This window comes from Lactococcus petauri, assembly GCF_023499275.1.
In the GTDB taxonomy this organism is placed as follows: domain Bacteria; phylum Bacillota; class Bacilli; order Lactobacillales; family Streptococcaceae; genus Lactococcus; species Lactococcus petauri.
On the sequence record NZ_CP094882.1, the window covers coordinates 702165 to 720133 of the forward strand.

General features: G+C 37.9%; 17 protein-coding genes. 13 read left to right on the forward strand and 4 right to left on the reverse strand.

All coding sequences use genetic code 11. The features are described from left to right. The first annotated feature begins 157 nt into the window (after positions 1–157). The 5 genes from mdt(A) to tpiA all read left to right on the forward strand — a co-directional run bounded on the left by mdt(A) (position 158) and on the right by tpiA (position 4793). Complete coding sequence (mdt(A), locus tag lgb_RS03440; protein ID WP_019293694.1) at positions 158–1414, forward strand: multidrug efflux MFS transporter Mdt(A); 1257 nt, start codon at positions 158–160, stop codon at positions 1412–1414. 88 nt (positions 1415–1502) lie between these two features. Next, positions 1503–1955, forward strand: a complete 453-nt coding sequence (locus lgb_RS03445) for a VOC family protein (RefSeq protein ID WP_004258242.1) — start codon at positions 1503–1505, stop codon at positions 1953–1955. A 126-nt stretch (positions 1956–2081) separates the two neighbouring features. Then, positions 2082–2987 (forward strand): tRNA pseudouridine(55) synthase TruB, encoded by a 906-nt coding sequence (truB, locus tag lgb_RS03450; protein ID WP_019293693.1) that lies wholly within the window; start codon positions 2082–2084, stop codon positions 2985–2987. Position 2988: 1 nt separating this feature from the next. Then, positions 2989–3900: a bifunctional riboflavin kinase/FAD synthetase gene (locus lgb_RS03455; protein ID WP_061413260.1), complete on the forward strand. Its 912-nt coding sequence runs from the start codon at positions 2989–2991 to the stop codon at positions 3898–3900. Between the two features lie 134 nt (positions 3901–4034). After that, the gene (gene tpiA, locus lgb_RS03460) at positions 4035–4793 is read left to right on the forward strand and encodes a triose-phosphate isomerase (protein ID WP_004258230.1); all 759 of its coding nucleotides are present in this window, start codon (positions 4035–4037) and stop codon (positions 4791–4793) included. Between the two features lie 70 nt (positions 4794–4863). On the opposite strand, the gene lgb_RS03465 is transcribed toward tpiA, so the two are convergent. Beyond that, positions 4864–6456: a bifunctional aspartate transaminase/aspartate 4-decarboxylase gene (locus lgb_RS03465; RefSeq protein WP_019294126.1), complete on the reverse strand. Its 1593-nt coding sequence runs from the start codon at positions 6454–6456 to the stop codon at positions 4864–4866. A gap of 157 nt (positions 6457–6613) precedes the next feature. Between lgb_RS03465 and lgb_RS03470 the strand changes: the two genes are divergently transcribed. The 4 genes from lgb_RS03470 (at position 6614) to lgb_RS03485 (ending at position 10249) form a co-directional block, all read left to right on the forward strand. Beyond that, on the forward strand, positions 6614–7201 hold the full coding sequence (locus lgb_RS03470; RefSeq protein WP_019294125.1) for a hypothetical protein: 588 nt from the start codon (positions 6614–6616) through the stop codon (positions 7199–7201). A 44-nt stretch (positions 7202–7245) separates the two neighbouring features. Further along, positions 7246–8370 (forward strand): radical SAM family heme chaperone HemW, encoded by a 1125-nt coding sequence (gene hemW, locus lgb_RS03475; RefSeq protein ID WP_019293296.1) that lies wholly within the window; start codon positions 7246–7248, stop codon positions 8368–8370. Positions 8371–8440: 70 nt separating this feature from the next. Next, on the forward strand, positions 8441–9247 hold the full coding sequence (locus tag lgb_RS03480) for a GH25 family lysozyme (protein ID WP_019292139.1): 807 nt from the start codon (positions 8441–8443) through the stop codon (positions 9245–9247). Between the two features lie 108 nt (positions 9248–9355). Then, positions 9356–10249, forward strand: a complete 894-nt coding sequence (locus lgb_RS03485) for a DNA/RNA non-specific endonuclease (RefSeq protein ID WP_019293295.1) — start codon at positions 9356–9358, stop codon at positions 10247–10249. A gap of 86 nt (positions 10250–10335) precedes the next feature. Here the strand turns inward: lgb_RS03485 and lgb_RS03490 are convergent, their stop codons facing one another. Together lgb_RS03490 and lgb_RS03495 are read right to left on the reverse strand one after the other, a co-directional pair. Further along, positions 10336–10974 carry a glycoside hydrolase family 73 protein gene (locus lgb_RS03490; protein WP_227671653.1) on the reverse strand — a complete coding sequence of 213 codons (639 nt, stop codon included), beginning with the start codon at positions 10972–10974 and terminating at the stop codon, positions 10336–10338. A gap of 130 nt (positions 10975–11104) precedes the next feature. Then, the gene (locus tag lgb_RS03495; protein WP_019293293.1) at positions 11105–11797 is read right to left on the reverse strand and encodes a YitT family protein; all 693 of its coding nucleotides are present in this window, start codon (positions 11795–11797) and stop codon (positions 11105–11107) included. A 401-nt stretch (positions 11798–12198) separates the two neighbouring features. On the opposite strand from lgb_RS03495, the gene lgb_RS03500 reads away from it, so the two are divergent. From lgb_RS03500 to gyrB, 4 genes are all read left to right on the forward strand, one after another. Next, the gene (locus tag lgb_RS03500) at positions 12199–13182 is read left to right on the forward strand and encodes a dimethylarginine dimethylaminohydrolase family protein (protein ID WP_019292136.1); all 984 of its coding nucleotides are present in this window, start codon (positions 12199–12201) and stop codon (positions 13180–13182) included. A gap of 53 nt (positions 13183–13235) precedes the next feature. Next, the gene (locus lgb_RS03505; RefSeq protein ID WP_019292135.1) at positions 13236–13835 is read left to right on the forward strand and encodes an HAD family hydrolase; all 600 of its coding nucleotides are present in this window, start codon (positions 13236–13238) and stop codon (positions 13833–13835) included. A gap of 11 nt (positions 13836–13846) precedes the next feature. Further along, complete coding sequence (locus tag lgb_RS03510; protein WP_019292134.1) at positions 13847–14581, forward strand: YwaF family protein; 735 nt, start codon at positions 13847–13849, stop codon at positions 14579–14581. A 161-nt stretch (positions 14582–14742) separates the two neighbouring features. Further along, positions 14743–16701: a DNA topoisomerase (ATP-hydrolyzing) subunit B gene (gene gyrB / locus lgb_RS03515; RefSeq protein ID WP_019292133.1), complete on the forward strand. Its 1959-nt coding sequence runs from the start codon at positions 14743–14745 to the stop codon at positions 16699–16701. 85 nt (positions 16702–16786) lie between these two features. On the opposite strand, the gene lgb_RS03520 is transcribed toward gyrB, so the two are convergent. Next, a complete protein-coding gene (locus lgb_RS03520) occupies positions 16787–17911 on the reverse strand; it encodes a tyrosine-type recombinase/integrase (RefSeq protein ID WP_249663237.1) in 1125 nt (374 codons plus the stop codon). Positions 17912–17969 lie beyond the last annotated feature (58 nt).

Genomic DNA, 17969 nt, shown 5'->3' on the forward strand with positions numbered 1-17969 from the left:
TTCTTAATAATCAGCAAAATACTAAAGGTTAAGGTTTGAATTGCTTTGAGAACTCTTCCTTTTTTGATATACTAATATTTAAAAAGGAGAAGAATATCTGTTTGGATTACGGATAAAATTTTAGGCTCCTTAAAGAAAATATAGAAAAAGGAACTCTATGAACACATCAGTCCCGCCAAATTGGCGGAAAAATTTTTATTTGTTTTTGATAGGTCAGCTCCTAACGGGCGTGACTTCAATGATTGTCCAGTATGCGATTATTTGGTATTTGACCCTTGAAACAGGTGAAGAATCTGTCCTTGCAATTGCTACACTTGTAGGTATGTTACCAATGGCGCTTCTAAGCCCGTTTGTTGGGCCATTCATTGACCGTATCAACAAGAAGTTCTTACTTATTTCATATGATGCTGTGGTGGCAGTAATAGCCTTGGGTCTTTTTATTTACGGGATTAATAATGATGTTTATCCACTTTGGATGGTCTTTGTGACTATTGGTATTCGTGCGGTTGCACAGACCGCTCAGATGCCAACAGTCCAATCTATTATGCCCACAATGGTACCAGAAGACGAAATTACTCGAGTCAACGGACAGTTCGGTATTATTCAATCTTTGATATTTATTGTTTCACCTGGGATTGGAGCTTTCATGGTAGCAACTATGCCGATTCATTGGGTTATTTTACTTGATGTGATTGGCTTCATTCTTGGTGCTGGAATGTTGCTTTTAGTCAGGATTCCCGAAGTCGCTTCACAGGGCGAAAAGATCTCTGTGATGAAGGATGCACTTGAGGGCTTTAATATTCTCCGTGAGAACAAACCGATGTGGAAAATGACCCTCATCGGTGCCCTATTTATGTTACTTTTTATGCCTGCAATGAGTCTCTATCCTCTAGTGACCACAAAATATTTTGGCGGCACGATTGTCCACGCGGGTTGGGTTGAAGTTCTATTTGCTGCTGCGATGCTGATTGGCTCTTTTGCTGTCGGTATTTTTGGAAAAACTAAGGACCGTATGCCCTGGATTATTGCGGCTTATCTTATCGTTGGCTTGAGCATCGGTGGTTCAGGCTTTCTTCCTGGCAATATGAACGGGTTTTGGGTTTTCCTTGTTTTGAATGTTTTTGCTGGAATTGTGGGACAGATTTATACCACAATGAATATGGCAATCACGCAGCAATCATTTGAAGCCCAATACTTAGGACGGGTTATGGGAATAGTCTCTGCATTGATGAGTATTGCCGGACCAGTTGGGCTAATCTTCGCAGCTCCAGTAGCGGAATCCATAGGTGTTCAAAACATGCTTGTGATTGCAGGCTTTGGAGGCATATTAGCTGCAGCTCTATTATATTGTACGCCCTCAGTTCGGAACTATGATAAACATTTGCAAAGAAAGTTAGAAAATGAAGGACAATGAAATAAATGTCAAATCAATAGTTGAAAGAGCTTCCTTATGATAAAATGAAGGTATCACAATAGCAAGTATAAAAAAGAAAGAGGCGCTTATGGCTAACATACATCCTTATATTGCTCTTAATAATACCAAAGAAGCACTTGCTTACTATGAAGAAGTTCTTGGTGCAAAAAATATCCGCCGTGTTCCTGTTGCTGCTGAACAGGCAAAAGAATTTGGTTTATCTGAAGAACAAGCAGCAGAAATGACAATGCACAGTCAGTTTGATATCTTAGGAACGACTATTATGGCAGCAGATAATTTTCAACATGAAGCTTTAAGTTATACAGGAATATCGATCTTATTAGATCTTAATTCAGAAGATAAAGAGGCGATGGCAGAAGCGCAGGAATTTTGGAAACACTTATCTGATTCAGGAAAAGTGACAATAAATATGCCTTTTGAAGAACAATTCTGGGGCGGCGCTATGGGCGATTTTACTGATAAATATGGCGTACGATGGATGTTGCATGCGCAACCTTACTCTAAACTTGGAGAAATGTAAAAACGGGCAAAGTTCACTTGTATTTTAACGTAGCAGAAAATGCTACGTTATTTTTATGTAAATATTTTAAATTGAAGCGCTCCTTTATCTGAAATAAGTCTGAAAAAGTGCTATAATTATGTATCTATGAATGGAATTTTAAATGTATATAAAGAAGCGGGCTGGACATCTTTTGATGTTGTTGCTAAACTTCGAGGAATTTTAAAAACAAAAAAAATCGGCCACGGAGGAACGCTTGATCCACAAGTGACAGGAGTTCTCCCTGTAGCTGTTGGTAAAGCCACTCGCCTTCTGGAATACATGGAAGAGGCGGGGAAAGTATACGAAGGTGAAGTGACAATCGGTTTCTCTACAGAAACAGAGGATGCTGAAGGTGAAGTCATTGAAACTACACCTGTGCCATCAACCCTCTCAGACGAAGAAATTGATGAGGTAATGACACGTTTTGTCGGGGAGATTCAACAGGTCCCCCCCATGTATTCAGCAGTTAAAGTGAAAGGCAAGCGCCTTTACGAATATGCACGGGCTGGGCAAATGGTTGAGCGTCCCATACGAAAGGTTACCATCAAATCATTTACGCGGACAAGTCCAGTGACTTTTGAAAAGGGCTGCGCACGATTTACGTTTCGTGTAGCTTGTAGCAAGGGTACTTATATTCGTACTTTGGCAGTTGATCTCTCTGATGCTTTAGGCTATGCGGGGCATATGTCTAAATTACAGCGGACTGCAGCTAACGGTTTGCATATTGCTGATGCAATGACTTTGGAGCAGATTGAGACTTTAGTTAAGGCTGAAAAACTTGATGAAATATTACAGCCAAATGAAGTCGCAGTCTCTGACTTACCGCGCCTTGATGTGACAGACGAACAAGCAGCAGCAGTACGCGTGGGTAAAAAGTTTGAAGAAGCTGAGTTTGCTAAGCTTGGCGAAGCCACACGTTTTGCTTTCTTTTATCAAGATCAATTGATTGCTGTCTATATGAGACATCCCGAAAAACCAGGAATATTAAAACCAAATAAGGTAATAAATTAAAATGAAAACTTTATATTTTGACGAAATTGAAAATTGGACTGAACCGACAGTTCTTGTCTTGGGCTATTTTGATGGTTTACATCGTGGTCACCAAGCTTTGTTTGCTGAGGCAAAAAAACTCGCAGCTGTTCTAAATTTGAAGATTGCCGTCTTAACTTTTCCAGAAAAACCGACACTTACTTTTCAAAAATTTGAACCAGATATGTTGCTTAAGTTAACAAGTGATAAAAAACGAGAAGCACTTTTTGCAGAAAATGGGGTGGACTATCTAGTTTTTAAAGATTTTACTTCAAGTTTTGCTAAACAAACAGCAGAAGAATTCTCAAAAAATGTAGTGGAAAAATTCTTACCGAAAATTGTTATTACAGGCTTTGATCATAAAACAGGCTCAGACATGACACAACTCAAAAGCAATGATCAATATAAAGTGGTCGTTATACCAGAAGTTGCAGATGATGAAGGAAAAATTTCCTCTACTCGGATACGTGAACTTGTAAAAACTGGAGATATTGAAGCAGCAAACGAGCTTTTAGGTTATCCTTATGAGACAACTGGAATTGTGGTGCATGGTTTTGCACGTGGCCGAACAATCGGCTATCCAACTGCTAATCTAGCGATTAAAGACTTTATTCATCTCCCATCAACTGGTGTTTATACGGTAGATGTTCTTTGGGAGGGCCAACGTCAACGTGGTTTTGCTTCAATCGGCTATAATGAAACTTTTAATGGCAAAGAAAAAACAGTCGAAATCCATATTTTTGATAAAGATTTGGACTTGTATGGAGAAAATTTAACGGTTCTCTGGCTAGATAAGATTCGAGAAATGATTAAATTTGACAGCATTGAAGCTTTGATTGTTCAGATGAAAGATGATGAAGAAAAAGCACGTCAATATAAAGTAAAAGAAGCCTAATTTTGATTAGGTTTTTCTGTTACCCTTTACTTGGTTCACGAGTTGGCGGGTAAAAGGTTGAAACGTTAATCCAAGCAGAAAGAGCCAGATTGTGATATACTTAATAAGAACAATTTTTAAGGAGAACATTAATAATGTCACGTAAACCTATTATCGCTGGTAACTGGAAATTGAATAAAAACCTCAAAGAGGTTAAAGAATTTATCGCTAACATTGACGGTAAATTGCCATCAGAAGACAAAGTAGAAGTTGCTATTGCAGCTCCTGCACTTTACCTTGTATCAATGGTACAAGAACGTGGAAATAACCCACTTAAAGTTGCAGCAGAAAATGTTTACTTTGAAAATTCAGGTGCCTTCACTGGGGAAATCGCTCCAGCTATGCTTGCAGCAGAAGGAATCGAATACTCAGTAATCGGTCACAGCGAACGTCGTGAGTACTTCCACGAAACAGACGAAGACATCAATAAAAAAGCTAAAGCTCTTATCGCAGCTGGTGTAACACCAATCCTTTGCTGTGGTGAAACACTTGAAACTTTTGAAGCTGGTAAAACAGCTGAATGGGTTTCAGCTCAAATCGAAGCTGGTCTTGCTGGTATCGACGGTAAAGATGTTGCAAACATGGTTATCGCTTACGAACCAATCTGGGCTATTGGTACAGGTAAAACTGCTACTGCTGAAATCGCTGACGAAACTTGTGGTGTTGTTCGTTCAACAGTTGAAAAACTTTACGGAAAAGAAGTTTCAGATGCTGTACGTATCCAATACGGTGGTTCTGTAAAACCTGAAACAGTTGCTGAACTTATGTCTAAAGAAAACATTGACGGCGCTTTGGTTGGTGGAGCTTCACTCGAAGCTGATTCATTCCTTGGCTTGCTTGAAATTTACAAATAAGATTAACATGCATAATAAAAAAGGGAACCTTTAAGGTTCCTTTTTTTATTTCATATAGTATTATTTACACTCATCTCTTCTTCAAATAATCCGAGTAATATTCCTTAAGGAGATTGATAATCTGCTTCCCAATCAAGTAATAATCCTCTGTAGGTAAGTTGGCTTGAGAGATGCGGAGTGTTCCGCTAGAAGCACCAAAACCTGTCCCGTCCATCAAAACAACGCCATTTTTGTCGGCGAGATTGAGCAAGAACTCTAAGTAATCAAAGTTTTCTTCCAAATAGATACGGAATTTTTTACCAAAACGGATTTCGGCAAGTTGGTAAATATCTACGAGCGTATAATATTTAGCATTCTCTTTCGAGTTGTCTGGCTCTAATTTCATGGCTTTAAGCAAATCTTGATAACGTTCATCGATAAGAGCATCACAAGCTTCAAAGTAAGGATCTGCCTCTTTACGATGAATCAAATGCGTAAAGGCAAAAAGAACTTCCATGATTTGTTGTGGTGTAGAGAGGCCAGCGGTATGATAGAGACCAACAGAACGTGAATCCGCAACAATACGTTCGATAAATGGTAGCTCTTTAGTGTCATGTGTTACAATATCATAGCGCTTGTCGAGTTTCTCAATATCCTCAGGATCAAGCTCAGAGATAAGACGGTCAAAGACATTATCTTCCTGCATGGCAATAAGCCCTAAACGCCAACCTGTTGCACCAAAAAGTTTTGAGAAAGAATAAACGAGAATGGTATTATAGGGAACAACACTATAGACAGATTGGAAATCTTGAACGAAAGTTCCATAGACATCGTCTGTAATAATGATGAGATCCGGATTTTTTTCAACAGCTCGTTTTAAAGCGTCAAGTGTTTCTTGACTGAAAGCTTTAGAACCTGGATTTGATGGATTAACTAAGAAGAATGCCTTGATTTCAGGATCTGATAATTTTTCGATTTCTGTTTCGGGAATGCTCCAATTGTCGCTCTCATCAGAAGTAATTAATGTTTCAACCAGATTGAATTCACTTAAACCAGGAAGTTGCAAGTAAGGTGTAAAGATAGGTGTGTTAATAGCTATTTTATCACCCGGCACAACTAATTTATTGCGCTTGAGTGAGTTGAAGATATAGACAATCGCAGCTGTACCGCCTTCCGTTGGGAAGATTTGTGTCTTATTTTCGAGATGAACGCCATTATACAGAATTTTTTCCATAAAACGATTCAAGACAATTTCGGTATTTCTCAGACAGCGGCTAGGAACAGGATAATTATTTCCGATAGCACCATCGATAAATTCCTTAATCACATCGTCAATATTTAGCTTAAGATCAATTTCGATATAGTCCATGACATCAATCAAGAATTTATCAATCTCATCATCGTCAGGTTCTAAGAAAGCCTCAAAGCGTTGCCCAATACCTTTCAATGTTGTGTATCCAGCCATATCAGCTTTTTCAATCGTACGAAGGGAGTCTTTAATACCAAATTCAATCAAGCGATTAAAGGCTAAACGTGCTTTTGTATTAATCCAGTTTGGATTGCCGCGACCGGCATTCAAAAAGATATTGGCTTTTTTATTTTTTTCTGCCAGTTTAAGCATTTCAAAGCTAACTTCAAAAGCTCCTAAACCGGTATAATCAGTAATGGTAACTTCTTTTTCCATGTGTTCTCCCATTTAAATTTATTGAACTTTTGTTATTAATTATAACACAATAAATAGAAAACAAATTGACTCAAATAGTCTAAAATGATAAAATTTTCGCTCGTTTTTTGTTACAATAGTAAGATATGAGTTTTTACCAGTAAAGGAGAGCGGCAAGATGGCATATTTACTTATTTTGAGTGCTGCTGTTACCTTATATTTTGCTTTGGGCTACGTTAGAGCCACACTCAAAGGCTGGGTTATTCCCAATAAAGTAACTTGGTTTCTCTGGGCTTTAGCGCCAATGATTGCTTTTTTTGCCACCTTTTCTTCGTCGGGGTTTAGCCTTGGTCAAATTCCTGTTTTTATGGCTGGCTTTACGCCCTTGCTTGTTTTTGGCGCTTCCTTTATAAATAAGCAGTCTTTTTGGAAAATAACCTTTTTTGACTTGTCCTGTGGAATAGTTTCACTGATCACCTTAGTCATCTGGTATTTGACACAGAATTCTAATCTGGCGATTTTATTGGCCATCATGAGTGATGCTTTAGCAGCTTTGCCTACCTTGATTAAAGCTTGGAGATATCCTGAAACTGAAAGCATTAAGCCCTTTGCTGCGGGAATAGTAACCACGGGAATTGCCCTTCCCGCTACAAGTACTTGGGATTTTGCACATCTTGCTTTCCCTGTTTATCTTTTTCTATTAAACATCTTAATGACAGTGATTTTAAAAGTGAAAGATAAGTCGATAAAGAATAGCGAAAAATGAAGATTTGTAAAAATCATAGAAACAAATAATGAAGAGGAAATAAAGTGAAAAAGAACGAAACAAAAGCAGCTTATGTCCATATCCCTTTTTGCTCACATATTTGTTACTATTGTGATTTTGCTAAAGTTTTGATGACGGGACAACCGGTCGAAGCCTATATTGATGAGTTGCTCAAAGAATATGATAGTTATGATATTAGTAGTTTAAAAACGCTTTATATTGGAGGTGGGACACCGAGTGTTTTACCTGCAGATCAGCTTGAAAAATTACTCACGCATCTGACAAAAAAGCTTGATTTAGAAGAACTTGAAGAGTTCACAGTGGAAGCAAACCCTTCTGATTTAACAGATGAAGTCCTTGCTGTTTTAGCGAATTCGCCTGTGAACCGCATCTCACTTGGTGTACAATCGTTTGATGATAAACTGTTGAAAAAAATTGGGAGAACACATACTGAAGCACAAGTTTACTCTTCAATAGAAAGACTACGTGCTGCCGGATTTGAAAATATCACAATAGATTTAATTTATGGCTTACCGAACCAAACGATGGAAATGGTTGAGCGGGATGTTCAAAAATTCTTAGAATTGGACCTTCCCCATGTTGCCTTATATAGCCTGATACTAGAAGATCATACAGTATTCATGAATCGTCAACGTCGTGGACGCCTCCGTTTACCATCTGATGATCGCAATGCGGATATGTATGAGTATATTATTGAAATGCTGACTTCTAAAGGTTATTCGCATTATGAAGTTTCAAACTTTGGAAAAATCGGCTATGAAAGTAAGCACAATATGACATATTGGGACAATGCGGAATACTATGGCATTGGAGCTGGAGCTTCAGGTTATCTTGATGGTATTCGTTATAAAAATCATGGACCTGTTCATCATTATTTACGCGAGGAAAATAAACGTGTAAATGAAGAAGTATTGACAAGAAAACAAAGAATTGAGGAGGAAATGTTTTTGGGCTTACGCAAAAAAAATGGCGTATCCATTGAACGTTTCCATAAAAAGTTTGGTCAAACACTTGAAGAAGTTTATGGCACAATTATTGAAGAATTGGCGTTTCAAAAAATGTTGTTTGAAGCTGATGGACGGATTCAGATGACGGAAAAAGGATTTGAATTAGGAAATGAAGTTTTTGAGCGTTTTTTGTTAGATTAAGTATGCATATCTGAAAGATATTGTTCTAATCTATGTTACAATAGTGTGAATGAAGAGTGAAAATAGTAATATGAGAAAAAAGCTTACCCCTCTAGCAACCATGATTGTTGCTGGAATTTTTACTGCTCTGGTCTTTGCTTTTGGAAACCTAAGATATCAGGTTCCCGAAATGGCAGCGACGCATGAAAAAGAAGAAACGGTGGTTGTAAATAAATCATTAAGCAATGATGATGTTGATTTGAACCGTTTTGTAGTAGATATCTCCGCATGGCAACGACCAGAAGATATTGATTATAATTTAATGAGTCAAGAAGTTATTGGTGCTGTCGTACGTGTACAGACAGGAAAGTCAAGTAAGGACAATGCAGCAGCTTATAAAAGTGGTGAAGATCGTCAATTTAAAACGCACATGAGCGAATTGCAAAAGCGTGGTGTTCCTGTTGCTGTATATGCCTATGTCAATGGTAAAAATGTTGAAGAGATGAAAGAACAGGCACGTCTTTTTTATGAGCGAGCTCATCCTTTTAAACCAACGTATTATTGGCTGGATATTGAAGAAGTCAGCATGGATAACATGAGCGAAGGTGTGGATGCTTTCCGTGAGGAGCTTAAGAGCCTAGGTGCCAAGAATATAGGTATCTACGCGCAAGATTGGTTCTTGACTGACCATAAGATTGATTCTAGCCATTTTAGTTCAATTTGGATGGCTGATTATGGTCGAAATACCGGGATGTGGGATACATCTCCTAAAACAGACTTGAACTATGACATGCACCAGTTTACGGACCGCGGACAATTGTCGAGCTATGGTGGGCATTTAGATTTAAATATGATTCGTACGCAAGAACAGTACGATAAACTTTTTAGAAATCCCTAATCTAATAAAGGGAAGTAGCAGTAGACGAAAGTCTATTTTCTTTATGTTGTTTTTGAGACAAGAAGAATCAAACATTGAACGAGTAATAAGATAAAATCAGGAGCGAAGATGGCAAAGAAAAAACAAACAGGTTTGAAAGCAGGGGCAGGGATTCTAGGAACAGTTGTTGTTCTTGGTTTAGGGTTTCTAAAGTCGAATCCCGAAATATTGTCGACAGTCACAGGAACACCATCACTGAATCAGCCAGCGCAAAGCCAGCAACTTAAGAATTTTAGCAAGGTAGATTATGGCAGTGTCAAAGACAAAGTGCCGACACAATCTTTAGCACAATCGGTTTTGACACCTTCAATTAAAAAGAACCTCAAAGATTCAGTCACTTATAATGGAACTGGTGCCTTTATTGTCAATGACAATAAAACAGACTTGGATGCTAAAGTTAACAGTGCACCTTATGTTCAACTGGTAAAACAAGATGCTTTAGGTCGTCCCAAACTAGCCAATGCACTCCTCAACAAGACAAGCCGCCAGTACAAAAACCGTTCAGAAACAACGGGAGCAGATGGAAAGTCCAACAGTGCGAAAATAAATCCTGTAGGCTGGAAACAACTCATGATTCCTTCTGGTTCATACAGCACACTCTATAACCGAGGACATTCAATTGGCTACGCGCTAGCTGGAAATATTAAAGGCTTTGATGCTTCTGAAGCAAATCCACAAAATATCAGTACACAAACCGCTTGGGCCAATCAGGCGAGTAATGGCAATGAGGAAAATACAGGACAAAACTATTATGAAGGTTTAGTGCGTAAAGCGCTCGATAAGAACAAAACAGTCCGTTATCGTGTAGAACCTATGTATGATGGGAATGATCTCGTTCCCTCAGGGACGCATATGGAAGCCAAGTCGAAAGATGGAAGCTTAGAGTTTAATGTTTTCATTCCAAATGTGCAGCCCGGTATTCAAATTGATTATGCTTCAGGTAAAGGCATGATTTTGCAGTAGGAGAGTAGATTCCTGTTTGAATAAAATAAAAAACGTAGAAACAGAGTTTTTGTTTCTACGTTTTTTATGTCTTTGAGAAAGAAAGACTAAATCTTATCGTATTGATCTAAACCGTAACTCTCAATCATTTGAATGAGCTTTTCAGTATAGGCTGGGTCAGTTGCATAACCAGAAGTTTGCACAGCTTTCGCGGCTTCTTTATAGTTTTTCGCAGCTAAAACGCTCGCATACTGCTTAGGGTTCCATGTAGTGCCCTTAGTAAAGAGATAGGCATGTCCTTCGACAGATTCTTTCCAACCATCGTAAACGCGAAATTGCGCTTTTACAGTCACCCATTTATCATTTTCAAATTCTTTGGTTTCTAAAGTTACTGTGGGGACATTTCCGTAAGCTTTGATACCAAAAAGATTGTAATATTTTGCGGCAAGTCCACTTTGGCCAAAGTTACTTTCCAAAGCAGCCTGAGCCAAAGTCAGAGAAGCGAGAACATTATACTTTTCTTGTGATTCTTGCGCATATGGTGCTATAGTACGAATGAAGTTATATTCTGTAATTGTTTCAACTTGGTTGGCAAGCTCAGTGTCATTGCGATTATCACTGGTTTGTATCACTCTAAAATTCAAGAGGTTAGCTGCAACAAAGAGAAAAATCAAAAGCTGCAAAATAATGCGGAAGAAACTTCGGATCTTAGAAGTCGCCTTGCGGCGCTTTTTATCATATGTCATGTCACTAGTATAACAAAAAAGTTTCAATTTGTGGATAGGTTCAACACTTGTTATGCTAGAAAAATATGCCAGCAGCTTCGCTTTTGAACACAAATAAAAAAGTTTCCACTTTTTTGGGAAACTTTTTTTCTTACTTTCTATTTCGCTCTTTAATCGTTTGAGTACCAAACTGAGGTAGACGTATGAATGAAAGACGTTGCAAGAGTTCTTGACGGTAGTCAGCACGGCCAACAATCAAAGTGACCTTACTGAAGAGGTAACAAGACAACAATGTGACAGCAAAATTGGGTAAGGTAAGGTATGTGAGAAGCGAAAGACTCAAAACAATGACATCACCACCAAATAAAACTTTGTCTACTTTGAAGCTCCATTTTTCTTCTAAAATTCGTCCTAGAAGCAGCGTTCCACCAAAGGTTCCTTCAGAAATAATGACTAAACCAGCAGCTGTTCCTGAGAGAATTCCGTCGAAAATACCAGCAAAGACAATATTAGAAAACTGAATCCCAGTAATCCCGATTGCTTCATAAATTATCATCCAGACACTCATAGCGGCTGCACCCGGAATACTGAGAAGAAGCTCACGCGAAGATAAGTATTTACGGCCAAAAGTAAAGAGTGGCACATTAACGAGGAAGAAAGTTAAAGCTGGATTAACACCAAAGACAAAGTCCATCAATACAGAAAATCCAGCAACGCCATTACTGGCTAGTCGGTTGGGGATGACGAAAAGCTGTACAGATAGGACATATAGTCCTACGCCGATCAGTAGTATCAATAAATCCCGCATAAAATATTTATCTATTTTTACGCCTAAAAGTGTCATAAGTTCTCCTTAACAGTTCGTTATTTCTAGGATATCCTTAAAGCTTTGAATAAATAATTTCGTATCTTTGTAATTGCTTTAAAAGGAGCCTATATTTATCAGTGTTGTAACTATTATTATTACATTTAAAACTTAATTAAACCTTGTTTAAGGTCAAAATTACTATTATATTATAGTAAATATATAAAAATTCAGACAAATCTAGAAAAAAGATATTAATTCATTAAAAAAGCAGTCTTTTTTAGTCTTGGTTAAGAAGACGAATGTATAATATAACTATTCCAAATAATACTCTTTTTGTAACATCTTTAGTCCTCACCAATGTGAGGACTTTTTAAAATCACAAAATGTTATAATATAAGAATTAGTTAACAATTTAGTTTTTAAGGAGGGAAATAAAAATGAGCAATGCAAATGAAATAGGTGTTACAAGTGAGTTTGCACCACTGAGACGTGTAGTTTTAACACAATCGGAATTTATCTTACCTCACGAAGAGCATACCAATGATGATGGCTCCTTCCTTGAAGATGATGTTCTTGATATGTTTAATAATAAAGACACCAGTGGAAAAAATTATGCAGAAGTATTTCCTGAAAGACAAAGAAAATGGGAAGCAGAGCGTACTAATCTACAAGCTTTGTTAGAAAAATATGATATTGAAGTTTTGCGACCACGTCTTCTCACGGATTATGAGAAAGAACAAGGAAAAGTCTATGGTGCTGCAAACTTTTTTGTACGTGACCCGTTCTTTACGATTGGTGACTCTTTGATTGAAGGGTCTATGCGCTTTTTCCATCGCCGCAACGAGGTTTTACCCGTAAGAAACTTACTCACTGAACAAGCCTATTCTAGCGATGCTTTTTACGTTTCTCTTCCAATGGCAGATACTTCACAAGGAGAAACGGATGAGAGTGGACCTTTCTTAGAAGGTGGCGATATCCTCGTTTTAGGAAAAACAGTATTTGTAGGAAATTCAGGTAAAGCGAGCAATCATAATGGCTATTTATGGCTTAAAGCTTATTTAGCACATTGGGGCTATCAGGTGATTGAGGTTAAACTTCATCATGATGTTTTGCATCTTGATTGCGCTCTAAGTCTAGTTAGAGATGGTCTAATGATTATCTGTGAAGAAGCCTTTCTAACTGGTATACCTGAACAGCTTAAAAATTGGGATAGAATAAATGTTCCTTTTGAAGATATTGCAAAGCTAGCAATAAATGGTCTACCAATAAATGACGAGGTATATATACTAGATTCAGAATTTAAATACATTGGCGAAGCTCTGGAAGCACGAGGCATCCGCTCAGAATACCTTGATTTTAAAATATCCCGAAGCTTGGGCGGTTCATTTAGATGTAGCACACAGCCTTTACTTAGAAAATAAGAAGCATAAGTTTAAAACAGAAAGCCAGCCCTTGGCTGTGATATAATTATCAAATGAACTACGAAAACTATATCTGGGATTTAGGTGGCACTTTACTTAATAATTACGAAAATTCTAGTCATGCTTTTGCTGCAGCACTTTGGCAAAAGGAAGAACGAGTAGTTTTGCATGACGATGTCTATGCAGCACTCAAAGTTTCTACAGCACATGCTGTGGACCAATACGCGAGTCATATACCGCAGTTTCTTGAAACATATCGGAAATTAGAAGCAGAAGCTTTGGACAAGCCAATTTTGTTTGAAGGTGCTGTTGATCTTTTGCATACTATCGTGAGCCAGAACTGCAAAAACTTTATGATTTCTCATAGAGATAAGCAAGTACTGGACATTCTTGAGGCAGCCCATATTTCTCAGTATTTTACTGAAGTTGTTACTGCTGATAATGGTTTCCCACGTAAACCAGCACCAGATTCAATAAAATATTTAGTACAAAAATATAATTTAGACCCCAAGAAGACGGTGATGATTGGTGACCGTCCTTTGGACATTGAAGCCGGTCGCGCAGCGGGTATTGCGACTATTTTCTTTGATAGCCAGCAGGAGTATCCCCAAGCAACGCGAAGCATCAAAAAATTATCAGACATTATGGAGTAAACTGAACCACAATGAATACTTTTTTTATATCGAATGAAAAAGCAGTTGGGCCAGGCTTTGGCCTTTTTAGTGCCAATCACTTTTTTGCCCTTGCTGTTCTAGCACTGCTCAGTTTTGGCTTGATTCGTATTTATCTGCGCGCAAATGACGAGAGACGTAAACTGTTACGTCTACTTGTTGCCTCGTTTACCCTGTTGCTCGAAATCATTAGAGATATCATTTTAGTGATGACTCATCAATTTTTGTACGCAGACTTGCCTTTGCAGCTGTGTGGACTTGGCATATTCATTATTGTTTTTGATGCAATGCGTTCAAATAAGACGAGTCGTGAGCTCTTGTATAGCTTAACTTTACCTGGAGCAATTTTTGCACTTGTGACACCGAACTGGGTAACCAATGATTTTGTTAATGTCTTTGTATGGCAGAGCTTTTTGATTCATTGCTTACTTATCTCGTATGTTTTAATGCGTCTGATTGCAGGCGATTTTGTCCCTCAATGGCGTGAACTCTGGCGCTCTGCTGTCTTTTTGTCGATTGTTGTACCGATTTGTGCAGTCCTCAATCAAGTTTGGAATCAAAATTTTTTCTTCCTAAGGACACCAGTTCCGGGAAGTCCACTTGAACCCATCTATGATGTGTTCGGTTCTTATTATATCTTAGGTTTAATTTTTATTGTATTGATGTTTTGGCTTGTTATTTATCTTCCTTGGTCATGGAAAAAATCACCAAAAGTTCGGATGAATTAAGTAAAAAGACAAAATATATTAAACAAAAAAGCAGCTTAAAGCTGCTTTTTTTCTGAAATTATTAAGATGGAGTAAAAGCTTTTATGGCTCGCAGTATATAGTAAAAAAAGCTAGAATGTGCTATAATTATAAGTAAGTATTTTCAAAGAAATGAGATTATTTTGAACGAAGAAAATAAAGAACAAATTGAAAAAATGGCAGAAGAATATGATGCCAGTCAAATTCAAGTTTTAGAAGGACTTGAAGCGGTGCGTATGCGTCCTGGGATGTATATCGGATCAACTTCAAAGGAAGGATTGCACCACTTAGTGTGGGAGATTGTTGATAACTCGATCGATGAAGCGCTAGCGGGGTTTGCCAGCCATATCGAAGTGTTTATTGAACCTGATAACTCAATTACAGTTGTCGATGATGGACGTGGTATTCCCGTAGACATTCAAGAAAAAACAGGACGTCCTGCGGTCGAAACGGTCTTTACTATCCTTCATGCTGGTGGTAAATTTGGCGGTGGCGGCTACAAAGTTTCTGGTGGTTTACACGGTGTTGGTTCATCCGTTGTTAATGCCCTCTCAACACAGTTAGACGTTACTGTACATAAAGATGGTCAAAAATACTATCAAGAATACCATCGTGGTGTTGTCGTCGAAGATTTGGCCATTATTGGTGAAACAGATAAACGAGGGACAGTCGTTCACTTTACACCAGATCCAACAATTTTCACCGAAACTCAAGTTTTTGACTATGATAAGTTGGTGACACGTGTCCGTGAGTTGGCTTTCTTGAACCGTGGTTTGCGTATTTCTATTACCGATAAACGTGAAGGCCAAGAAGACAATCATGCTATGTTCCACTATGAAGGTGGGATTCAATCTTATGTTTCCTTTATCAATGAAAACAAAGAAGTTATTTTTGATACGCCAATCTATACAGAGGGTGAGTTAGATGGAATCACTGTCGAAGTTGCTATGCAATATACAGGAACTTACCATTCAACAATCATGTCATTTGCAAATAATATCAATACGCATGAAGGTGGTACGCATGAACAAGGTTTCCGTACAGCTTTAACGCGTGCGATAAACAATTACGCAAAGGCTCAAAAGCTTCTTAAAGATAACGAAGAAAACCTTACTGGGGACGATGTTCGTGAAGGTTTGACCGCTGTCATTTCTGTTAAACACCCTAATCCACAATTTGAAGGTCAAACGAAAACCAAACTGGGGAATAGTGAAGTAACAGGTATCGTCAATAAGCTTTTCTCAGAAGCTTTGCAAACCTTTATGCTTGAGAATCCTCAAGTTGCGAAGAAGATTGTTGAGAAAGGGATTCTTGCAAGCAAGGCACGTATTGCGGCCAAACGCGCACGTGAAGTAACGCGTAAAAAATCCGGTTTAGAGATTTCTAACTTGCCTGGTAAACTTGCGGACTGCTCTTCCAATGATCCTAAACAAACAGAACTTTTCATCGTCGAAGGGGATTCTGCTGGTGGTTCTGCTAAGTCTGGCCGTAATCGAGAATTCCAAGCTATTTTGCCCATCCGTGGTAAAATCTTGAACGTGGAAAAAGCGACAATGGATAAGATTTTAGCAAATGAAGAAATCCGTTCACTCTTTACAGCGATGGGAACTGGTTTTGGTGCTGACTATGATTTATCTAAAGCACGGTATCATAAACTGGTTATCATGACCGATGCCGATGTCGATGGGGCACACATTCGTACACTCTTGTTAACTCTTTTTTACCGCTATATGCGTCCTGTAGTTGAGGCCGGTTATGTTTATATTGCTCAACCACCAATTTACGGAATCAAAGTCGGTTCGGAAACAAAAGAATACATTCAACCAGGGGAGAATCAAGAACGTGAGCTGAAGCTTGCACTTGAAAAATGGTCTCAAGGTCGTGCTAAACCAACAGTACAGCGTTATAAAGGTTTAGGAGAAATGGATGACCACCAACTTTGGGAAACAACTATGGATCCAGATGCCCGCCTCATGGCGCGTGTATCTGTAGAAGATGCCGCTGAAGCAGACAAAATCTTTGATATGCTAATGGGCGATCGTGTGGAACCACGTCGCGAATTTATCGAAGCCAATGCACAATATTCTACTATTGATGTTTAATAACTTAAAAACCCTTGTATTTACAAGGGTTTTGTTATGCCGATTTTCTTGTTTTATTAAAAAGGGGCAGAAAAGGGGCAAGGTGTTAAATGTTATTCAGCGCTTCAATGACTTCTTCCCGAGTTTTTTTAGTGACATGGTTGTAAATCTTTAGCGTTGTATTAGCGTTAGAATGACCTACACGTTCCATTATAGATTTTAAAGGGAGGTTTAACTCTGCGAGAAGTGAAACGTGAGAATGACGGAATATGTGGCTAGAAAGTGATTTGTTTATATTGCATTCTTTTTCTGCTTTTTTGAGAATACGGTTAAAGGATTGAACTCCTAGAGGGAGTTTTCTATTTGAAAGAAAAATATAGTCGTCTGGTTCTGCTCGATCAAAATATAGTTTGTTTGCTGCTTTCGTTTCTTGTAGAATATCTTTTGCCTTTTGAGGGAGATCAACAATTCGATTACTTGCTACTGTTTTTGGACTAATTTTTTCATTGTTTATCCCAAGAGTACCATTTACCTCTATGCTGGTGCCATTATAATTTTTCCATTGCAGGGCTTGTAGTTCACCATATCTCAACCCAGTGAGCCATAAAAATTCAACTATTCTCGCATGGAGTAAATTATTTTTATTCTTCTTTAAATATGTGATTATAGCATCGATTTCTTCTCTTTCAAGAAACTTCTCATCCATTTTTTGCTTATGATTTTCTTCTTGGTCTTTTTTTCTTTTAATTTTGATGAAAGCTATTGGATTTTTATCAATATATTCCCTTTCAACAGCGTAATTAAGCATATTTCCAAGTGTATTTTTTATTTGGATAGTGTAAGCGTAGGATAGATTACCAAAACTATATATCTTATCAAAAAAATCTAAGAATATTTGACGATCCAAGTTTTTTACTAGATTATTTTTGGGAACATATACAAACACTTTTTTCATTGCCTTAGAAGTAGCTAGAGCGCTCCGTTGCTTTACAGTAATCTTATAGCGAGAGAACCACTCTTCATATAGCTCTGATAGCGTGATTTTAGCTGTTATATTGTTAGTGTTGGTAAGTTTATCTATTTTTTCTTGAAGCAGTGTGAGCGCCTGTTTTTTAGCTTGTGCAGTATTTTTATCAAGAGTTATAGATGTTTTTTTAGTTTTTTCAGTATATGGTTCTATGTAACGTTCAACATATTTATATTTTCCATTGGTTAAATCTTCAACCCACATTTGCTTTCCACTCCTTTTTTCTGTAAAATAGAGTACAAGAAAACTTCACGAAATCCGT